General features: G+C 49.5%; 16 protein-coding genes and 5 pseudogenes. 13 read left to right on the plus strand and 8 right to left on the minus strand.

Annotated features, from left to right (window positions below; genetic code table 11):
- Positions 1-57 precede the first annotated feature (57 nt).
- The 3 genes and pseudogenes from PZA18_RS25750 to PZA18_RS04030 form a co-directional block, all read left to right on the plus strand.
- Positions 58-142 (plus strand): annotated as a pseudogene (locus tag PZA18_RS25750) (prepilin-type N-terminal cleavage/methylation domain-containing protein); the annotation flags it as partial.
- A 492-nt stretch (positions 143-634) separates the two neighbouring features.
- Positions 635-731, plus strand: a pseudogene (locus PZA18_RS04025) (prepilin-type N-terminal cleavage/methylation domain-containing protein); the annotation flags it as partial.
- Between the two features lie 138 nt (positions 732-869).
- Complete coding sequence (locus tag PZA18_RS04030) at positions 870-1244, plus strand: hypothetical protein (RefSeq protein WP_284099510.1); 375 nt, start codon at positions 870-872, stop codon at positions 1242-1244.
- 118 nt (positions 1245-1362) lie between these two features.
- Here PZA18_RS04030 and PZA18_RS04035 read toward each other — a convergent pair.
- Positions 1363-1996, minus strand: a pseudogene (locus PZA18_RS04035) (IS5 family transposase).
- 17 nt (positions 1997-2013) lie between these two features.
- On the opposite strand from PZA18_RS04035, the pseudogene PZA18_RS04040 reads away from it, so the two are divergent.
- From PZA18_RS04040 to PZA18_RS04070, 7 genes and pseudogenes are all read left to right on the plus strand, one after another.
- Positions 2014-2253: pseudogene (locus tag PZA18_RS04040) on the plus strand (hypothetical protein); the annotation flags it as partial.
- A 589-nt stretch (positions 2254-2842) separates the two neighbouring features.
- Positions 2843-2939, plus strand: a pseudogene (locus PZA18_RS04045) (prepilin-type N-terminal cleavage/methylation domain-containing protein); the annotation flags it as partial.
- Positions 2940-3082: 143 nt separating this feature from the next.
- A complete protein-coding gene (locus PZA18_RS04050) occupies positions 3083-3433 on the plus strand; it encodes a hypothetical protein (protein ID WP_284099511.1) in 351 nt (116 codons plus the stop codon).
- Positions 3434-3538: 105 nt separating this feature from the next.
- Positions 3539-4342 carry an ABC transporter permease gene (locus PZA18_RS04055; protein WP_284099512.1) on the plus strand — a complete coding sequence of 268 codons (804 nt, stop codon included), beginning with the start codon at positions 3539-3541 and terminating at the stop codon, positions 4340-4342.
- Between the two features lie 20 nt (positions 4343-4362).
- Positions 4363-8052, plus strand: coding sequence for a hypothetical protein (locus tag PZA18_RS04060; protein WP_284099513.1), 3690 nt, complete (start codon positions 4363-4365; stop codon positions 8050-8052).
- On the plus strand, positions 8042-8884 hold the full coding sequence (locus PZA18_RS04065; protein WP_284099514.1) for a hypothetical protein: 843 nt from the start codon (positions 8042-8044) through the stop codon (positions 8882-8884). The genes PZA18_RS04060 and PZA18_RS04065 overlap by 11 nt, the downstream gene beginning before the upstream one ends.
- A 16-nt stretch (positions 8885-8900) precedes the next feature.
- Complete coding sequence (locus PZA18_RS04070) at positions 8901-9812, plus strand: ABC transporter ATP-binding protein (protein WP_284099515.1); 912 nt, start codon at positions 8901-8903, stop codon at positions 9810-9812.
- Between the two features lie 106 nt (positions 9813-9918).
- Here the strand turns inward: PZA18_RS04070 and rpoH are convergent, their stop codons facing one another.
- The 4 genes from rpoH to ftsY all read right to left on the minus strand — a co-directional run bounded on the left by rpoH (position 9919) and on the right by ftsY (position 13850).
- The gene (gene rpoH / locus PZA18_RS04075) at positions 9919-10761 is read right to left on the minus strand and encodes an RNA polymerase sigma factor RpoH (protein WP_284099516.1); all 843 of its coding nucleotides are present in this window, start codon (positions 10759-10761) and stop codon (positions 9919-9921) included.
- 123 nt (positions 10762-10884) lie between these two features.
- Entirely contained in the window at positions 10885-11775 is an 891-nt protein-coding gene (gene ftsX / locus PZA18_RS04080) for a permease-like cell division protein FtsX (protein WP_284099517.1), read from the minus strand.
- A gap of 8 nt (positions 11776-11783) precedes the next feature.
- Positions 11784-12437: a cell division ATP-binding protein FtsE gene (gene ftsE, locus PZA18_RS04085; RefSeq protein WP_284099518.1), complete on the minus strand. Its 654-nt coding sequence runs from the start codon at positions 12435-12437 to the stop codon at positions 11784-11786.
- Positions 12438-12554: 117 nt separating this feature from the next.
- Positions 12555-13850, minus strand: coding sequence for a signal recognition particle-docking protein FtsY (gene ftsY, locus PZA18_RS04090; protein ID WP_284099519.1), 1296 nt, complete (start codon positions 13848-13850; stop codon positions 12555-12557).
- Positions 13851-13953: 103 nt separating this feature from the next.
- Between ftsY and rsmD the strand changes: the two genes are divergently transcribed.
- The 3 genes from rsmD (at position 13954) to PZA18_RS04105 (ending at position 16316) form a co-directional block, all read left to right on the plus strand.
- Complete coding sequence (gene rsmD, locus PZA18_RS04095; RefSeq protein ID WP_284099520.1) at positions 13954-14568, plus strand: 16S rRNA (guanine(966)-N(2))-methyltransferase RsmD; 615 nt, start codon at positions 13954-13956, stop codon at positions 14566-14568.
- A gap of 53 nt (positions 14569-14621) precedes the next feature.
- Positions 14622-15980, plus strand: a complete 1359-nt coding sequence (locus PZA18_RS04100; protein WP_284099521.1) for a cation:proton antiporter — start codon at positions 14622-14624, stop codon at positions 15978-15980.
- A gap of 81 nt (positions 15981-16061) precedes the next feature.
- Positions 16062-16316: a YfhL family 4Fe-4S dicluster ferredoxin gene (locus tag PZA18_RS04105; RefSeq protein ID WP_284099522.1), complete on the plus strand. Its 255-nt coding sequence runs from the start codon at positions 16062-16064 to the stop codon at positions 16314-16316.
- Between the two features lie 181 nt (positions 16317-16497).
- On the opposite strand, the gene PZA18_RS04110 is transcribed toward PZA18_RS04105, so the two are convergent.
- The 3 genes from PZA18_RS04110 to groES form a co-directional block, all read right to left on the minus strand.
- Complete coding sequence (locus tag PZA18_RS04110; protein WP_284099523.1) at positions 16498-18735, minus strand: Ig-like domain-containing protein; 2238 nt, start codon at positions 18733-18735, stop codon at positions 16498-16500.
- A gap of 383 nt (positions 18736-19118) precedes the next feature.
- Entirely contained in the window at positions 19119-20756 is a 1638-nt protein-coding gene (gene groL, locus PZA18_RS04115; RefSeq protein ID WP_284099524.1) for a chaperonin GroEL, read from the minus strand.
- A gap of 52 nt (positions 20757-20808) precedes the next feature.
- Complete coding sequence (gene groES / locus PZA18_RS04120; RefSeq protein ID WP_284099525.1) at positions 20809-21099, minus strand: co-chaperone GroES; 291 nt, start codon at positions 21097-21099, stop codon at positions 20809-20811.
- Positions 21100-21180 lie beyond the last annotated feature (81 nt).

The raw sequence follows: 21180 nt of genomic DNA on the forward strand, positions 1-21180 counted from the left end.
GCTACCAACCTGGCATCCTAATTGCTAAGAGTAGCTAGCTGTAAATTTGAGGTTCGGATGAGACAAAGCAGTAAAGGCTTCACCCTGATTGAGCTGATGATAGTTATTGCAATCATCGGGATATTGGCGGCGATTGCCATTACACAAACGCTCGGATACATCCGCCGTGCAGAAGACAAGGCCGCACAGTCAGATGCGCGTAACTTTTTAACCTCCGCCACCGCAGGGAGTAGCAACTAACAATTCAGGACATTTGCATATTTTCTTTTTTGAGATATACTTATGCCTCTGATGAATTAAACTTAAAGTGACTTACAATAGATTGTTTTGCAAAGATTTCTCGCTCAAGCCAAGTAATTCAGCACCCACTCTAGCACGTCGTTAGTTCCGGTCGAATCCTGTTGCTTGTACTCACCGCAGATATCTATTGCTGGTAATTAACAATTACCAGCATTCGAATCTTTTGCGATTAAAATCATTACTTATTAAAGATATTCTTTCAATAAGCAGAGTCACTTTATTGCGTTTAACTTTACATAAAAAGCAAATTTATTTGCACGGTATAAAAATTTAAAGTAAAATAAGCTCACGAAATCAAAACTCAACCCACACTTTCATTTGAAAGGGAAACACAATGAAGAAGTTGCAAAAAGGTTTTACCCTGATCGAACTGATGATCGTTGTTGCCATTATTGGTATTCTGGCTGCTATCGCAATTCCTCAATTCAGCGAGTACCAGAAAAAGGGGCAAGATAAGGCCGCTCAATCTGACGCGCGTAATTTTTTGACTACCGCAGCATCAAACACCTCGAGCTAATTGCGTTTTAGTTACTGACATTAACTCTTGCAAATTCAGGAAAGCTTTTAAAATGGAAAAGAGCACTAAGATTGTTATTTTGGGTGGTGTAGTAGCGATGGGTTTGGCTACCGGTACTGCAAATGCAACCGCGGTAAGCGCCGCAGCATCAGCTACTGGTGCGGTGGCCACGTTTACTGTCCCAACAGGCACCGCCAGTGCTGGCGGTTTTGTAACCAACTCTTTCACCTTCAAGCTATCTAACAACGTATCCTTAGCCGCTCAGGATAGCAGCACCGCTGTAGCCGTAAGCTCGGCCAGCACAAAAGGGACTCGTGTTTTTGGCGGCAGCAGCAATGGCGGCGGCATTAAAGATTGCTCCGGCAGCAGCGTAGCCAATCCTGCTCCCAAAGCCACGCCAGATGCAGACAAGGATGGCTGCTCCTAATCGGATCAAGTCTAGAAATCCTTTAAGGATTTCTTCAAACACCGAAAGCAGAGGCTTACACCTCTGCTTTTTTCTTATATTCCATTAAACTTGCAACCCCAAACACTAAAGGGCGTCGTCACAAGACGCGTACCCAGATAGCAATACAGCGGATCTTGGCGGCGGCCAGAAAAGAGGCCATATGCTTGGCGTATCGAGTTGCATGCCGCGCCAGCGTTTGAGCTGCAGAATGGCTTTCTCAACCAGATGATGGTGGCGATATAAATCTTCGAGGTTCCGAGGCGTCAGCCCTTCGATCAAGGTACCTGCCTGGGTGCAATCAGCGATCGTTCCGGCTGTCAGCAGGATGTGGATGGCATACCATGTGCATCGACAGCAAAATATAGCTTGATTTTGCTATGCCCTTTACCCGATTGCCGCCACGCGCTCCGGCTAAGTCGGGGATGAATCTTGACATGGGAAATATCAATCATCAGCCATTCACAGTCCGGGTCAGAGATCAAACGTTCATGCCGTTTTCCCAAACACCCTTGTCGTGCTATCGGTAAAAGCGTCGAGTGGTGTTATCCAGTCGCCCTGATTGGGAGGAAGATCCCTCCATGGCGCACCCGTGCACAAAATCCAGAAACAGCATTGATAAACAATCAGTTATCCTTGGTTACCCCACCCCAATCTTCTTATCGCCCCGGAAGAAGAGGCACCAGCAAGAGCCAAGTCGCTTCAGATATGTCATGGCGACGATGCGCCGGCACTGCTATGGATTCGGATGTCAAGAAAAACGGTGCGACATAGATTACACCGCGGCGATGACCGATCGGCCAACAAGGCATTGTGGACCATTGCTACAGTTCGAATGAGGAGCGAACCCAGAACTAAGGCTTATGTGGAACGACGAACAGCGAAAGGCATGTCGAACAAAGAAATTTATCGCTGCTTGAAGCCATATATCGTTAGAGAGCTATACCCTCTCATCCTTGCGAACCTAGCTGCCACAACTAACGCTTCTTGACATAGGAGCGTCAACGCAGTGATGGAGCGCATTTGGCGACAGGATAACGCCAATCAGGATAAGGCCATTCGTGATGTTGCCGACTACAATTGTCGGGTTCCACAACGACCGTCAGCTGTATTCACATTTGAACCACCGATCACACAATGCCTTCGAGCAGCTTTCAACCGCCGAAACACTTAACACTGTGCCCGGAAATACGTGACCACTACAGCACTATATCCGCCTACACTTATCAATCAGAAAGCGTGCCCCCCATCTTACTTTGTCGATTTCAGGTAAGTTAGTGACCATTTTGGTCATGCGAGGTTTCGCTACCTTACGATCCACGTGGTCTGCCGCCTCATCCACACCAAATAAGCCCTACAGGAAAACGCTCAGTAAACCTTCAGAGGTAAGCTGGCACTGTGTTTGCTTATACACGAATGTAGCAAAGCATAGAGGGAAATGGTTAAGCATCTTGTAATTTAATTGCTGCCTGTCACGATCGCAGGACGATTGTTTGACAAATGTTGTTAACACCAACCTGTTATTTATTCTTACGTAGTAAGTTTTACCCCAAATACTTTTTCCTTTGAAAGGAACTACAATGAAGAAGTTACAGAAAGGTTTTACCCTTATTGAATTGATGATTGTCGTTGCAATCATTGGTATTTTGGCAGCAATCGCAATTCCTCAATTTAGTGAATACCAAAAGAAAGGCCAAGACAAAGCCGCTCAGTCTGATGCCCGCAATTTCCTGACAACCGCAGCCTCTAATACCACAAGCTAATTTCTGATCGTTGTAACTTCAATTCTCGGCACTCGATTGAGCTTCAGGAGATTAAAGATGGAAAAGAGCACTAAAGTGATTGTATTAGGTGGCGTAGTTGCCATGGGTCTAACCGCCGGAACAGCAAATGCGCTATCGGTTGCTGCAAATGCAACAGGTACACTGGGCACTTGGTCAGTTACCGCAGGTAACTTTGTTCAGAATGCATTTACCTTCAAACTTTCGAATAACGTTGCACTGATTGCTCTGGACAGCCCTACTGCTGTTGCAGTAAGCACCGCCAGCACAAAGGGAACCAGGGCATTTGGCGGTAGCAGCAATGGTGGTGGTGTACGCGACTGTGACGGCTCTAGCGTAGCGACTCCGGCTCCCAAAGCAGCCACAGCTACTGGTGATGGCTGCTCCTAAAAACAAGCAGTGGCTTTAATCCGAAAAACCGGCCCTAGGCCGGTTTTTCTTTTATGCGATTACCATTAAAATATATGCATCGCTTTCAAAACTGACGGGAAAACCATGTGGATGCATTTACTATCAGCTTGGTATTCAGGCTACCGTAGTCGCAGCTTTCAGGCCCTTTTTATCATAAGCCTACTATCAATGGGTGGAACCATTCTGGCTGCAACATTTTCGGGAAGACAGCCCTCTACAGTTGCTATGGATGTTGGATTGTCATCCATGCGATTTGTCAGCGTCTTAATGACTTTATTTTGGTGTCAAGAGTTAATAGGGAAAGAAATTGAGCGAAAAACAGTTTTCTTTGCATTAACTTATCCAATCGGTCGATCTGCCTATATCATAGGTCGTTATTTGGGTATTTTGTTACTCACCTTAGTTGCTACAATGCTACTTGGCGTAATGCTATTAATTACCATCAAGTTAGCAACACCCCAAGGTTATCAACAATCAACCCCTATTGATTTGACCCAATTACCTCTAGTTCTTGCTTTTAACTTTCTTGATCTTGCAGTAGTAGCCGCATTTTCAACGCTGATTGCGAGCATATCGACTACCCCCATGCTTCCCCTCGCCATGGGTGCAGCATTCTCCATTGCCGCGCGCAGCCTCGGCCCAACCATAGAATTCCTGAGAAGAAAAGGCGATATGGCTGCTGATATAGCACCGATATTCGATCCCATACTTTCTGCGACTCTCTGGATAATGCCTGACTTAAGCAGAATGGACATTCGTGTAGCTGCTTTATATAGTCAGAATTTAGATTCCTTGTCCATGCTACTCTCCGCCGCAATGTGTTTCGCCTACATCATCATTATGATGGCACTTGCAACTTGGCAGTTTAATCGTCGGGAATTTATCTAATACTAAGTACGCCGAAAATCATGAGTACACAAATAATTAAGAATGTACGCACTTTTCTTTCCAGCTCTAACGACGAAGGTTTAATTCTTTCTGAAATATCACAATTCTTAAATTTGGCAAGCACAGGCGATGCATTAGTTGCAATGGATGAAATTTGGCACCTCTGGACTCAATCCTCTCATTCAAGCACTGGGCTGGCAATTTTATATGCTGGGTATTTGTCAGCTCAAAACAGGCCAGATAGTGCACTCGAAATCTTAGATGCTTCTAATTTAAAAGATGCCACATCAATTGATCTTCTCTTGCATAAGGCCGAAATCTATCAATCAGCAGGTGATCTGGAAAAGGTATACGACTGCATTAAAGCAGCTCATCAGCTCACGCCAGAAGACCCGACCGTTATTTTCAATTTAGCAGTTGCATCTTTTCAAACTAATCGCATAAAAGATATTCCTCATTTACTTGAGCCTTTACTTTCAATACACTCGGACTTTTCAAATGGCTGGCATTTGCTCTCTGAGGCATACTTCTCTCTGAATGAGAATGATTCATGCACCAATGCGATTGAAAGAGCATTAGAATTTGACAAATCAATAGCAGTAATTTCCACTTATATAAGGGTATTGTTTCGTACTAATCGATTTATTGAAGGTCTATTAATAGCCAAAAAAGCTTGCACCTCAACGGGAAACAAGGAATTCATGGGCCTTCCCCTGATGGAATGCTTACGAATTGCTGGCTTAAATAAACCAGCCCTTCAACTTCTCCATGAAAAAATTAATAAATCAAATCCCGAACCTGGTATTTTAGGGCAGGCCACTCTTCTTCTACATTCAGAAAATAAATATGAAGAATCTATTTCCACTGTCGACCGAATATTGAAAGACTTTTCTGCAGATCCGAATGCAAACTTCTGCAGAGCGGTTGCTTGTTTCAAACTGAATCGTATAGATGAAGCATGGCACTACTATGAATCACGCTTTTGGCCTGGGTCGCAAGGTGGGCCACATGCACATATTGAATATGCACAATGGGATGGTCAGCCAATCCTGCATGGAACTCTATTGATTCATGCAGAGCAAGGCATTGGCGACGTTATACAGTGTTTGCGATATTTACCATGGATAAAGAATAGAGTAAAGACTGTTTTATTTGATATTCCAGGTGTGATGCTTGAATTCTTATCATACCTAGACGGCGCAGAAGAAGCAGCGTCGCAAGAAACAGAAATTCCAGAAATAGATTTCCAAATCCCAATCTTCGGAATTTGCCAATTACATGATGGCGCACTACCTGTCGCGCCTTATATAAAACCGAAGTCCGCGCTTATCCAAGAAGCCCGGTCGTGGATTACCCAAACTCAGCTGTTAAAAGTCGGGATTGCGTGGAGTGGCAATCCCAATCATAGGCGGGACTATCAACGTTCTTGCAGTATAGGCGACTTACTCCCTCTGGGAAGAGTACCGGGTGTCCAGTTTTATAGCTTGCAGAAAGGGCATGCCACTTGTGAATTGCAAGATGACCCTGATTGTCTAAGCATCATTCCTCTATCAGATCACTTTGAGCATCTAGGACATACAGCTGCTGCCATAGGTGAACTTGATCTTGTAATTTCCGTAGATACTTCGATTGCTCATTTAGCCGGTGCGATGGGAATCCCGACATGGATCATGCTGCCTTTTGAGTCTGATTGGCGTTGGCCCATAAGTGGGGATACGACATCCTGGTACCCTTCATTCCGAATTTTTCGACAAGCCTCACATGGTAATACTTGGGCCTTGGTAATCGAGGAAATTAGGAATGCTTTGCTGCAGCATGTATATGCTAACAAGTCATTACTGCCCGACACAGAAAAAACTCTCTGCGAGATCTTCACTAATCAAGAGAATTCCTCGGAAGACTCCGATAATAGCCTTCAACAATTTCTTTTGGTGTCCCAAGGCGAATCGCTCAGCCGGCAGCTTGTGGCGGCAATTGGAATGCGCCTGGAAGATGGGCAGTTTCCAGTTACAGCGAACTGGCTTAAATCAGAGGTTAATCATTTTGAAAATAGCTGGCAATTACAAACTCTAGCTGCCATAGCCCTGAAAAAGGAAAATTCGAGTTTGGCAGAAGTGCTACTCAGGTCCAGCTTAAGAATTAAGGATACACTTGATAGATATCGACTTTTAGGTGAACTACTACATGATGGGGGGAACTATGAAGCAGCGTGGCAGATTTGGGAAGTCTGCCTCACAAGAGCACCAGAAGCTCCTAACCTCAACTATCTAGCAGGTCGTACGCGCTATCGCCAGAACGACTTAGAAGCATCAATCACTCTCTATCGAAAAGCGCTTGCTTCTTGTAAGCGGCATGTTTTCGCTGCAAATAATTTAGGCTTTCTGTACGAAAAAGAAGGTAATGCCCAGGAGGCGATTCGCTGCTATCAGCATGCTATCCTATATAAGTACGACTATTTTAATGTCTGGTCAAATTTAGGTAGAGTTTTGCTGAATGAGAAATGCCCCGAACTGGCGAGGTATATTCTTGAGCATGCATTAGAAATAAAGCAAACTCTACCAGCGTTGATGTCCTATATCTTGACTTTGGACGAATTGGACGAACCGGAACTTGCTGCCAAGGCCGTAAAAGAGGCGTTGACCTACCACAGTACCGAGACAGACGACTTATACAATATCGGCTTAATTGCTCTGCATTCAGGCTTAACAGATATTGGTATTTCTCATCTCACCAAGGTTCTCAACCAAACACCCGATTACACCTCAGCCCATATTGCGCTTTCCTGGGAATATCTTCAGAAAGGCAACTATGCAGATGGATGGAAACATTTACATTTAGGAATAAAACCCCCTCCGCTACAGACTCCCGTTTGGGAAGGCACGAGTGATGTTTCTAACTCACACCTGCTCATTTACTGCAATGTGGGTATTGGCGATTTTTTACAATTCATCCGCTTATTGCCATTACTGCCGCCCGCTAAACGTAAAACGCTTGCGGTTACCGATAACCTGCATCGTTTATTCTCCTCGATTAAGGGGGTGGACGAGGTTATTGCGCTCAGCAAGTCGGATTACGACACGCTCAATGCAGACTACCTCGTATCCGTCATGGCGCTCCCACACATTTTGCGAGTGTCGCTGGAGGTTGACCCAAGCCCGCCCCCATACCTTAAACCTCCCTCAGAGACTGTCGAGCACTGGCAGCAAAAGCTCTCGTCAGATAGGCGACTCAAGATAGGCATCGTCTGGGCTGGAAACCCTGCATATGGCAACGATAAGTATCGTTCAACCCACTTGTCAGATTGGTCGCCGCTACTGGCCATTCAAAATCAGATCAGTCTCTATAGCATTCAAAAGGATATTGCTTCTAATCAGGCACTGGACCACCCGGAATTTCAGTTGAATAACCTGGTTGCCGATTGCAATGATCTTGCCGATACCGCTGCCTATATCCAATCATTGGATCTGGTCATTGCCGTCGATACGGCAATGGCTCACTTGGCCGGCGCGCTCAACTGCCCAGTCTGGATTTTATTGCCTTTCAAGGGGATCGATTGGAGATGGCAACTTGAGAAAGACAATGTACCTTGGTACCCCTCCGCCCGCCTCTTCCGACAGAAGAGAGGAGAGCCTTGGAAGGCTGTTCTGGCGCGTGTTGCAGATGCCCTGGAAGATCTATTGGCAGAGCGAGGAGTAAGTGATGGCGCGTAATAAGAGCTTTTCCACTGGCGTGGCACTCTCGCTTGCGCTGGGGATCGGCATCTATGGCATTGCGGTCAACCAATTAAGCCACCGGCCTGGGGTAAAAATTCAGGACGCGCTGCGAGTATCAGTTCCCGCCGAAGTCCAAATTGCTCTTGCCGGCGGGGATCGCTACCTGGCAGCGAATATCGCAGTGTTCCGTGCAATTGTTGTGGGGACAGACAAACTCGATGAAACCACGTCTCACGTGCTCGGGCGTGTTCAGCGAGAAGCGGCTTTACTCAATCCCTATCACGAAGACAATTACTACCTCGCCGCCGCCATCCTGCCGTGGACGGGCGAGGTAGATGCTGCCCAGTATGTCCTGGAACGTGCAGCAGAGGCTCGCAAGAAGGATCCGCTACCATCATTCTTCCATGGATTTAACCAACAATACTTTTATATGGACTATGCCGGGGCGGGACGGGATCTGGAAGAAGCTGCCATGCGCAGTACTGGTAGCGACAGATCGGCCCTACTGGCCATTGCCGCCAAATGGCACGAGAAGAGTAACGACGTCGATATTGCGATTGGCACTATCTCTGCAATGCGGCAATCCACACGAGATAAAGACCTCCAGCGCTACCTGGATGCTCGAATTAGTCGGCTGCAGGGCTTGAAAGCGCTGCGTACGGCTACTGCCGAATTTCAGAAGCAAACAGGAAGGCCGCCAGCTCGCCTGGATGACTTGGTTACCCACAAATTACTCACCAGCCTGCCTGTCGATCCATTTGGTTTCGGCTATGTGCTGGATGATAAAGGGCAACCAGTCTTGCTCAATAAAAAGCCATCTACTAATTAATTAACCGCATATGACCATGACCTGCGCTATCGCACTTGAAGGCCTAACCAAGCATTATCGTGACCGAAAAAAGCAGTCCACCAAGGCGCTCGACAATGTCACGCTATCAGTCAATCAAGGAGAAGCTTTTGGTTTCATTGGCCCCAATGGTGCCGGCAAAAGCACAACGATCAAGATCCTGACTGGCATCATCAGTCCATCCAGCGGCAAAGCCAGCATGTTTGGCACAGATGTTTCTGACCATCATGCCCGCCTTGGTATGGGATACGTACCAGAAAATCCTTATCTCTATGACTACCTGACCCCACTCGAAGTGCTAAAAATGGGAGTCAGTTTGCATAAGCTCAAAGTGGACAATACCGAGAAGCACTGCATGAAGTGGCTGGAGCGTTTCAGTATCGCGCATGTAGCCAACAAGCGCATTCGTAGCTTCTCCAAGGGGATGACTCAACGCACAGTCCTTGCGCATGCTTTGGCAATCCAGCCCCGCCTGTTGATTCTGGATGAGCCCTTGTCAGGCTTAGATCCAATAGGCCGTAAAGAAGTGGTTGATGTATTGATGGAATACCGCCACCAAGGTGGCACCATTTTCTTCTCTTCCCATGTTTTGCACGACGTCGAGCGACTGGCAGACCGCTTTGGCCTGATCCACAAAGGGGTTCTACGTACCGTTCAAGAACCACATGAGCTGGTTGGCGACACGGGCAAAGTACTGGTCAGGAGTATGGGCACACAAGCAATTGAGGGCATGGAAAAGGATGTCGGCGAGCGATGGTCTACCAATATTGAAAGGGATCAGCTCTGGCCACTGCTGGAACAGCTAAGAGCTGCCGACCATCAGATTGTAGAAATCAAACCCGCACTTACCTTGGAAGGTGCGTTTGTTAAGTATGTAACAGAAGATATTCAACCTAACCGCGCCAGCTAAGCTAAACCTTTGCCCAAATAAAAAGGCATCCCGCTGAAGAGGATGCCTTTTTATTTTTTATTCTGAAACTAGCGCTATTGCCCAGCTCAGGACAGGCTGCAATGGCCTAGGCAGCAGCCAACGTGCCTTTCATTTTTTGTAATGCTTTAACCTCAATCTGGCGAATTCGCTCGGCCGATACCCCGAACTCCGCTGCCAGTTCATGCAAGGTTGCCGCATCGCCCTCCGCCAACCAGCGTGCCTCAACAATTCGACGACTGCGTGGATCGAGCTTCTCCAGAGCCTCAGACAAACCCTCTGACTGCAGGTGATCGACGGCCCGGCGTTCCAGCACGGCTACCGGCTCGTTGTGAGTATCGGCCAACCAGTCGATCGGCGCATAACCTTCCTCGTCACCCTCTTCCGCATGCAGCGTCACGTCCTGGCCGCTCAAGCGCGTATCCATTTCCATCACTTCCTCAGGCTTAACACCGAGGTCTTTCGCGATTTCCTTGGCTTCGGACTGCGACAAAGCTGAGAAGCTCTGCTTCATGCTACGCAGATTAAAAAACAACTTGCGCTGCGCCTTGGTCGTCGCGATCCGAACCAAGCGCCAATTGCGAAGGATGTACTCGTGAATTTCAGCCTTAATCCAATGCACGGCAAAGGAAAACAAGCGCACACCACGATCTGGCTCGAAGCGTTTAACGGCCTTCATCAAGCCGATATTGCCTTCCTGCACCAGATCTGCCTGAGGCAAGCCATAGCCTGCATAGCCCCGGGCAATTGATACCACTACCCGTAAGTGGGACAAGACGAGGCGTCCTGCCGCATCAATGTCATGCTCCCGTTGCCAACGTGTCGCCAACTCGGTTTCTTCCTCCTGCGAAAGCATCGGGATTGCAGATACCTGCTGTACGTAGCGGTCAAGACCGTCGGACAGTACGGGCAAAGCGAACGTGGCACTCATCAAATCTCTCCTGAATTCTGTCAAGCACATGGATGACGATCAAATATTAGCACTCGTCATCTGAGAGTGCTAGCAGAAGAATAAGTTCCCGCAACACACGTTGTGTATGACGCTCCAAGAGGCTTATGCCGCATCCAGCTGACGCAGATGGCGCCGCACAGCAAATAACGCCCCAAGCAAACTAGCCACCAAAGCACCGGCAAATACAGTTGCCACGGCCTCTAGCGACGGGGTACTCAGCCGATAGGTCTCGCCATACAGTTGCGCAAACTGCTCCAGCGGTGGATTCAATTCGGCAACTACCCACAGGACAATTCCCCACCCTAGCAACGCTCCCATCCCGCCTTGCAGGGCAGAAAAATACAAAAATGGCCGACGAATAAAGTGATCTGTTGCGCCAATCAGCTTGGACACCTCGATTTCGTCTCGGCGCGTCAGAATTTGTAATCGGACGGTATTCGCCGTCACCAATGCGAGAGTCAACAATAGAAGACCTGCGAGCAGACGGGTTGTTCGTTCGCCCAGATCAACAATGCTTGAAAAGCGCCTAGCCCACGCCGAATCAGCTTCAACTTCATCGACTGCAGGATCTTTGCGGATGGTGGCAAGCACTAGCTCCAAGGCCCCAGCCTGCTTGAGTTCAATCAGAATCGAGTCCGGCAAGGGATTCTCGCCAAGATTGCCCACTAACTCGCCGATCCCACTGCGCTGGCTGATTTCTTTGAGCGCGATGGCGCGATCCACCACCTGTACCTTCGCGATCTCGGGGTGGCTTTTCAGCTGCTTTTCCAGGCGCATTGTTTCCGAGGGGGTGGCTGAGGGCTTCAGAAAAATCGTCGCCTCGGTTGTTGTAGGAATTCTGCCCACAACAGCATGCATATTCGTTACCAGTACATGCAAAGTCAGCGGCAGGGCAACCGCCACCCCGATTACTGAAACGTTGAAGAAGCTTGCAAGTGGCGCAGCAAGCAATAGCTTAAGTGTGGCAAGTAGTGCCGTTCTGTGTGCAATCAACCAGGATTTCATTGGGTAAACTGCCCCTTCGAAAGCCGCAAAATGCGACGTCCATAATCAGCCATGAGGCTTTCGTCATGGGCTGAAATAATGATGGTCACGCCAACCTGATGGAATGACTTGAACAACTCCATAATGTCCAGCGAGTAAGCTCTATCAAGATTGCCTGTCGGCTCATCGGCCAGCAATATGGCCGGGCGGTGTACTACGGCTCTGGCAATGCACAGTCGCTGCTGCTCACCACCTGACAACGCGACAGGATTGAGCTTTTCTTTGCCTAGCAAGCCCACTTTATCCAGCGCCGCCCGGACCCGACGTGTTGCCTCTCGCCGATCGAAGCCAACAATATCCAAAGGCAGCATGACATTTTCAAACACACTGCGGTCAAACAAAATCTTGTGGTCCTGAAAGATCAGTCCAATGTGCCGCCGCACAAAAGGCACAGAGGCGCGTTTCAAACTGGCAAGGTTTTGGCCGCTCACCACTACGCTACCGGAGGTTGGGCGCTCGATTCCGGCAATGAGCTTGAGCAAAGTGCTCTTTCCTGCCCCCGAATGGCCAGCCAGAAACACCAGCTCACCCGACTCAATCTGAAATGACAAACTCCGCAAGGCTTCCAGTCCGCCGGGATAGCGTTTTGTCACCTGATTAAATTGAATCATGCGTTATCACCTTCACAACAAAACGGAGCCTGAGGCTCCGTTCCAAATCCAACACAGTGCAGAACCGATCTCATCCATGACGCCCATGGTTTATCGCTTCAAGCAAGCATGGGTAGATTAATCAATCAACGCATCAACATAGTCTTTGGCGACAAAAGGCCGCAGATCATCAATCCCTTCTCCCACACCAATAAACCGTAGTGGAATAGGCCGTGTCTTGGCGATGCCTGCGATCACTCCCCCCTTGGCTGTACCGTCCAGCTTGGTCAGAACAAGGCCCGTGAGCCCCAGCGCCTCATCAAAAACTTTTACTTGGCTTAACGCATTCTGGCCGATGTTGGCATCCAGGACGAGCAATACTTCATGAGGGCCATCAGGCTCAGCTTTAGCAATCACCCGCTTCACCTTCTTGATTTCCTCCATCAGATGCAACTGGGTGGGCAGACGGCCGGCCGTATCAGCCAGCACAATGTCGATATTTCTGGCCTTGGCTGCTTGGATTGCGTCAAAGATCACAGCTGCTGAATCCCCGCCATCCTGCGCAATTACCACCACATTATTTCGCTCGCCCCATGCCATCAACTGTTCTCTGGCTGCTGCGCGGAAGGTATCGCCCGCAGCCAATAAAACGCTCTTGCCTTGGGACTGGAAATATTTCGCCAATTTGCCAATCGACGTGGTCTTTCCTGCACCATTGACACCGGCCACCATGATGATGAACGGTGCTCCGCTGTCGGTATTCAGTGGGCGCTCCAACGGCGCGATCAGATCACCGAGAGCCCCCTTCAGTGCACCCTTCAATTCGGACGCATCCTTCAGCCCCGCCAATGTGACACGCTCTCTGACTTGCTTGAGAAGGTGATTCGTCGCGTCCACACCCATATCGGCTGTCAGCAGAATGGACTCCAGCTCTTCGTAGATGTCTTCATCAATCTGACCCCCACCAAATAAAGCCGCAAGCTCTTTACCCAGCTTGTCTCTCGTCTTGGCTAGACCTGCTTTGAGTTTGTACTGCCAGACTTCCTGACTAGCTTCAACGACGTCTTTCGCCAACACCGTGACATCGGTATTCAGTATCTCGACCGTTTTTTGCCAGAAGGACTTTTCTTCAACAGCAGCTGGCGCCTGGACAACTGGCTCGGTAACTTGCGCCGGCGGCTCTACGCTTGCAGGATCTGCTGCGAGGGGTAGCGGTTCTGCCGCAGGTGCGATCGGCGCCTGAGATTCGGGCGCGCCTTCGCCTTCGGCTGTCGGAGTCGCCGGGACATGAGGGGCAGCAGTAGGAGCCGCCTCATCACCTCTCATCAGCTCACCCAGATCGGTGTTCAGTAACTTCCAGCCCTGCTTCAGGCGGCTTTTCCAGGCGGAAGGTTCAGTTGATTTCGGGGGGGTATTGGAATCGTGTTCTGTCATGAATTCTGCCTTATGAAGCAGGCGAAGAAGGAATAGATATCGAATTGGGTTAGCATTTTATCTTTTGCAGCCATTCGGCCCAAGCGCCGCTTGAAAAACGATCATGCAACGAAGCCGCCCTCAATCATCTGGCCACGCCCCCAAGCAAAAAAATCAGATTCGTATCATCGGTGGAGAATGGAAACGACGCCAGCTTAAATTTCCAAATGCAGAAGGTTTGCGCCCCACGCCAGATCGCGTGCGGGAGACCGTCTTCAACTGGCTCGGCCAGGATCTTTGGGGGAAAACCTGCCTCGACTTGTTTGCAGGTAGTGGCGGCCTGGGGTTTGAAGCCGCATCACGGCGCGCCCGAAAAGTCATTATGATCGAAGCCAACCATAGCGTTTCGAAAACACTGCAAGAGAACCGGCAGACACTAGGTGCGAGCAACATCGAAGTGCTATGCATGGATGGGATGATCTTTCTCGATAAAAACAAAGAAACGTTTGATGTAGTTTTCCTCGACCCGCCCTTCCACTCGGATCTTCTCGGCAAAGCCTTGGCCAAACTGGCGCCACATCTGGCTGAAACGGCATACGTCTATGTAGAAACAGATAAATGGCCGACATTAAGCGGATGGCGCACCGTAAAGAAAGGCAAAGCGGGGATGGTTCACTATGGACTCATTTCACGAGATACCCCGAATGAGGATGTGGAAGTCCACGATGGCCATTTTTGAGCCGTTCACCCACCCTGCGCAAACTCCCCCTCCACCGTGAGCATCGGGCCGAAATGAAAAGACGCGATCCCAAGTTATTCCTGCTAGGCACTGCTTCGACCTTACCAGCCATCGCATGGGCAAGCGGCACAGCACATACCAGCACCCATCTGCTTTGGCTGCTCATAATTTTACTGGCAGCGCGGTTATCCAACCTGATCGAAAAGATCGGTCAGCCCGCAGTTTTGGGAGAGCTGTTGATTGGGATCATCTTAGGTAATCTGGGATTGCTAGGACTCCATCAGCTGGATGCAATACGAAGTGACTCCATCATGGAATTCCTGGCCAAACTCGGAGTGATCATCCTGCTGTTTCAAATCGGCCTGGAGTCCAATCTTGATGTCATGCGTCGCGTGGGGCTACGCGCACTGATGGTTGCCAGCGTGGGTGTAATCATCCCCTTTATCTTCGGAACGCTGTTGATCGGCCCATTGCTACTACCCGAGTCGAGCTCGATTACCTACCTCTTTATTGGTGCAACGCTCACAGCGACTTCCGTTGGAATAACCGGCCGCGTCTTTAAAGACGCAGGCATTCTGCACAGTGTCGAAGCATCCATTGTGCTTGGGGCGGCAGTCATTGATGACGTACTAGGCTTGGTGATTCTTGCCGTGGTCAGCGCAATTGCCAGCAAGGGCAGCATCTCTCCCATTGAAGTCAGCCGAATTCTGTTGCTAGCGGTTGCCTTTCTCGCTGGCTCCATCATCGTCGGCCGCAAGCTGGCCCCTCTGATTTCAACGTTGCTATCGCGACTGAACCCGGGTAAAGCCATGCAATTCACCATGCTGGCGTGCTTCTGTTTCGGATTTGCCTACGCCGCCAATCTGGTAGGTCTGGACCCCATCGTTGGCGCGTTCGCCGCAGGCCTGATTCTTGAAGCCAGCTATGTACACAACTTCGAACCAGATAGCCTGCATGTGGAACTTCGAGAAGTCATGACGCCCGCTGAGCCGATGTTGCAGCAGGCAGTCAAACACCTTCTGGAAAGAGAAAATCAGCACCGCTTGAATCGGCAGATTGAGCCGGTTGGCTATTTGCTGGTCCCGATCTTTTTTGTGATGAGTGGCATGCAGGTCAACCTGGCAACGCTGGCTGACAGCAAGACTATCTTGATTGCAGCGGTGATCTCTGCAGCTGCCGTCATTGGAAAGATTGCCTCTGCCACAATAGCCGGACCTGTCAATCGCTGGCTGGTGGGATGGGGCATGGTGCCAAGAGGAGAGGTGGGATTGATCTTCGCAGCCATTGGCAAACAGCTGCAGGTAATCCCCGACCAACTCTATTCGGTCTTGGTTTTGGTCATTGTTTTCACAACACTTATCACCCCGCCGACATTAAACTTGATAATAAAACGCAGCCAATCCGAGCCTTAGCCATGAGCAACTTGCCATACCCCGCAAGGAGCGGGAAAATACCCGAGTAAAAACCTTGGGAATTATTAAGGAAGACCCGCCATGGCACTCATGATTACGGACGAATGCATCAACTGCGATGTATGCGAGCCCGAATGTCCAAACAATGCAATCTCGCAAGGTGCCGAGATTTATGTCATCGATCCCAAGCTGTGTACGGAATGCGTCGGCCATTACGATAAGCCGCAATGTCAGCAGGTCTGCCCTGTAGATTGCATACCTTTCGACCCAGATCTTCGCGAAACTCAAGAGCAATTGATGGAAAAGTATCACCAGATCTGGTCAAAGTCGGCATAAGGATCTGATCGACAATCTGCGCACAATCCGTCCTCATCATAACCACTGACTCCCTTCGAGAAAGCTCCAAAACAAAAGCCCACCAAACTTGGCGGGCTTTTGTTTTGGTTACACACCGGTCTAGTTGAACATCAACACTAACCAGGCCGGTGTTTCACACTGATCACAACGGTGGACCTATTTAGTTCGTATCAGAACAGGTTCCTGACTGGCCATATGGACTAATCACTGACAATGACTGGAGGAATACCACCTCCGTAAACGTTGTTGTAGTGGTCTCATTAACCGCTGTTCCATTGGGTTGTGTAAGAATCTGTACGTCTGTCAGGTTTGGTGAACGTGTTTTGAAAACGGTCTGCGTACCAGGAACTGCAGGTCCAACCCAACGCTGTGAGGCCGGCGTAATAGTCTCATCAGGCTTTTGTGTTTCGACCAAAGTACCGTTGTTGCCAGTAGTGTTCGACACGGTGAAATACCGATTCAACTGGCGCACTGTCACATTTCGCTGGAAATAACCGCCCTCAATTAGGCGCCCCGGTGGGCGCTTATCCTTAGCGTAATCACCTTTTACCCCTTCAAGGATAATATTCTTTACCGTTGCACGAGTCTCAGTACCAGCAACTTTTACAGTTGCGTCCAGAGTCCCGCGTACCCAGTAAGCATACTCTTTGGGGAATGTAATCTTGGTTGTCGCAATACCATCTGCGTTAGTATTTGCGGTTGCAGTAACATTCGCCACTGCGCCAGGTGTAAGCTGACCGTTGCCGTTAATGTCTTCACCCGGGTCAAGAATACCGTTGTAATTGACATCTTCAGAAGCACATACGGTGGTATAGGTTGGAACCCACTCTTCTGCGCCAGCAGAGAAGTAGCCTTTGTAATAAAGATCCAGAACAAAGGTAAACTGAACAGGTTGATTTGCAACCGGGTTTCCTGCTGCATCCGTCACGATAGCGGAATATGTCTTCTGGTAATTAGTCTGGCCATCAGATCCTTGCAGGTTATCAGTGCCTAAACGAACAAACAGGGATTGTGCTGCAACGGTCAACTTGATGTCACTGGACACCCCGTTTGTTATCACTCTGTTATTTACTTCACGCACGGTCGCCCGGATCACAACACCATCTTTCGGGCTGCTGATCGTACCTGACGTATATACCACCGAAGCAATCCCACTTTCATCAGTCAATGCGGAGGGACTACTCAAAGTACCGCCGGTAATATCCGAGATCGCAGAAAATTCGACGCGAGCATTTTTGACCAAATTATTTGCAGAATCGCGAACCACGGCCGTTAGAGTAGCTTGGCTTGCCGCATTATTTGGTTTGAATACACCCAGCGTTGTACGGTCTGCTTGCAAATCGACACGGCTGGCAGTCGCGGCTACAAACCGCATTGAAATAGTATTGGAAGTCGTACCTCCCGAGCTCGTCGCCAGCACAATGGCAGAACCTGCCTGATCAGAAGCCACCATGATCGACGCCTCTCCTTGGGAGTTTGTGGTCGATGACGATGCTGGGACTAAACCAGACTGGCTCGCGTCATACAGAGTACCGCGAGTGGTAGAAAAATTGACGGTGCGGCCTACCGCAGGCTGACCACCCTCCAACCACTTTACGGTTATCAACTGCGGTGTACGCAGCACTACATCGGTCTGGCCGTTGTAGCCAATGAACTGGAAGCTTGAGCTGCTGACGTTCAAGTTGAACTGTTTGGCTGCACCAGCGGCACCAAAAGTCAGAATATCAGACCCTGCCCTGTCGCCTTTCACAGTGACAGTCAGCTTGCCTTGGCTATCCGTGGTTGTCGATACTTTGCCAACCCCTTCGGTTGTATTGCCATTTTGTACAACTTTAAGCGTATTTCCCAAAGCCGAGGTGATCACCACCGGCTTATTACTAATTCCTATTCCACTGGAATCGGTAACAGAAACAACCAGATCCGTCGAACTATTTAAAACAATGGAGGAGGTACCCGATACAGCAATGCTTGTACCCGAAACAGTAACCGTTACGCTACTACTAACCTTTCCAGAGGTTGCTGTAACGGTAACATTACGATTAGAAGGATCTCCGCTGGTATTTAATTTAGCGACAACGGAACCATTGCTACCGGTGACCGGATTCTCAGCCGTTACCACGCCATCTGTCGTACTGAATTTAACAGTCTGGCCTGCCATCGCTGCATTACCTGAATCTTTAACAATAGCGGTAATTTCTACGGCTGTTTTGTTATCAGAATTGAGTTGAGTCGAATTGGCAAGAATTGAAATACTTGCAGGCTGAGGCCCTGTCTGGCCGGTGTTTACTGAGCCACTGGAGCCCCCACCGGAGCCATTACAGGCTGTCAGCAGCACCAGACCGGCCATGGCAAACCATTTGCCAACGGACGTGTCTTTCGCGGAGTCGAAAAAGCGCATCACAGCTGAATTCCTTTGTGAAATTAACGCGAGAAGTGTTTGAATTTATTCAATAAACTCAAAACAGGATATTGTCATTTCTACATTTAAACCTATATAGCTGGGAAAAGCAATCCTCGCTTATGCCATTTGGATCAAGTTGTCGCCGACCAACGTCCATTTTGGGTGGGTTTCCCCGCCTTATTGGCTCAGTTTGAGATATAAGCCAAATTCAAGAATAAGTGAATCGGCAACATCCATCGACCACGAAAATACTTGTCCCAAGACAGTACATCGACACGCCAAAGCAAAGACGCCCGCGATGAAAGCCATCGCGGGCGTCTTTGTTTGAACTTTGCGTACCCAGACTCCTGCTACGGAAACCAGCACGCAAGCCAAGAGCCTTACATGTCCATACCGCCCATACCACCCATGCCACCCATACCGGCAGCCGGGGCGTCATCCTTAGGCAGTTCTGCAACCATGCAATCGGTCGTCAGCATCAGTGAAGCCACGGACGCAGCATTCTGCAGAGCGGAGCGTGTCACCTTGGTTGGGTCCAGAACGCCCATTTCAACCATGTCGCCGTATTCACCGGTAGCGGCGTTGTAGCCGAAGTTACCGCTGCCATCCAGAACACGGTTAACAACCACGCTGGCCTCGTCACCGGCATTGGTCACAATCTGACGCAGCGGGGCTTCAATCGCCTTCAGAACGATCTTGATGCCTGCGTCCTGGTCGTGGTTATCGCCCTTGACGGAAGCCAGGGTAGAGCGAGCACGCAGCAGCGCAACACCGCCGCCAGCGACAATGCCTTCTTCCACAGCAGCGCGGGTCGCATGCAGTGCGTCTTCAACACGTGCCTTCTTTTCTTTCATTTCAACTTCAGTGGCTGCGCCAACCTTGATCACGGCTACACCGCCAGCCAGCTTGGCCTTGCGCTCTTGCAGCTTCTCGCGATCGTAGTCGCTGGTAGCTTCTTCGATCTGCTTATTGATCATGACAACACGGGCCTTGATCGCATCTTCCTTGCCGGCACCATCAATGATGGTGGTGTTTTCTTTAGCAACTTCAATGCGCTTTGCCTGGCCAAGATCAGCCAACGAAGCTTTTTCCAGAGTCAAACCAACTTCCTCTGCAATCACGGTACCGCCAGTCAGGATGGCGATATCTTCCAGCATGGCCTTGCGACGATCGCCAAAGCCAGGAGCCTTCACTGCCACGGTCTTCAGAATGCCGCGGATGTTGTTGACCACCAGAGTCGCCAACGCTTCACCTTCTACGTCTTCAGCAATGATCAGCAAAGGACGGCCAGCCTTGGCAACTTGCTCAAGTACCGGCAGCAGGTCACGGATGTTGCTGATCTTCTTGTCGAACAGCAGCACGAACGGGTTGTCGAGCGACGCAATCTGCTTGTCTGGGTTGTTGATGAAGTAAGGGCTCAGATAACCACGGTCGAACTGCATACCTTCAACGGTATCCAGCTGGTTTTCCAGAGAAGAACCATCTTCAACGGTGATAACGCCTTCCTTGCCAACCTTGTCCATTGCGTCGGCGATGATCTTGCCGATGCTTTCGTCGGAGTTCGCGGAGATTGAGCCAACCTGAGCAATTTCCTTGCTGGTTGTGCAGGGCTTGCTGTTCTTCTTCAGTTCTTCTACCAAAGCGACTACAGCCTTGTCGATACCGCGCTTCAGGTCCATTGGGTTCATGCCGGCAGCCACAAACTTCATGCCTTCCTGAACAATGGATTGAGCCAGAACGGTAGCGGTGGTAGTACCGTCACCAGCAACGTCGGATGTCTTGGAAGCCACTTCCTTGACCATCTGAGCACCCATGTTTTCGAACTTGTCTTTCAGTTCGATTTCCTTGGCAACGGATACGCCATCCTTGGTGATGGTAGGGGCGCCAAACGAACGCTCCAGAACCACATTGCGACCCTTGGGGCCCAGAGTTACCTTTACTGCGTCAGCCAGTACGTTGACGCCAATAACCATTTTCTGACGAGCGGAATCGCCAAACTTTACGTCTTTTGCAGCCATTTTTAGTTCTCCAAATACGGTTGAATCCGGGTTTGCGGCAGAGTGGCGAGGATTAAGCCTCTACAACACCCATGATGTCTTCTTCGCGCATGACCAGCAGCTCGTTACCGTCAACCTTGACGGTCTGACCGGAGTACTTACCGAAGATGACCTTATCACCGACCTTGACTTGCAAGGCACGAACCGAACCGTTTTCCAGCACTTTGCCGTTACCGATGGCAACTACTTCACCCATATCTGGCTTTTCTGCGGCGTTGCCGGGCAGAACGATTCCAGATGCAGTCTTCTCTTCGGCTTCGACACGCTTGATGACGACGCGATCATGCAAAGGACGGATTTTCATGGACACATCTCCTGTTCAAAAGAAATTCTGAGCGAATCAGCGGAATCTGATTTTGAGGCTAAACCCCTCAAAACCCAGCAT

Origin of the sequence: Parachitinimonas caeni (genome assembly GCF_030129945.1) — a bacterium.
GTDB lineage: Bacteria > Pseudomonadota > Gammaproteobacteria > Burkholderiales > Chitinimonadaceae > Parachitinimonas > Parachitinimonas caeni.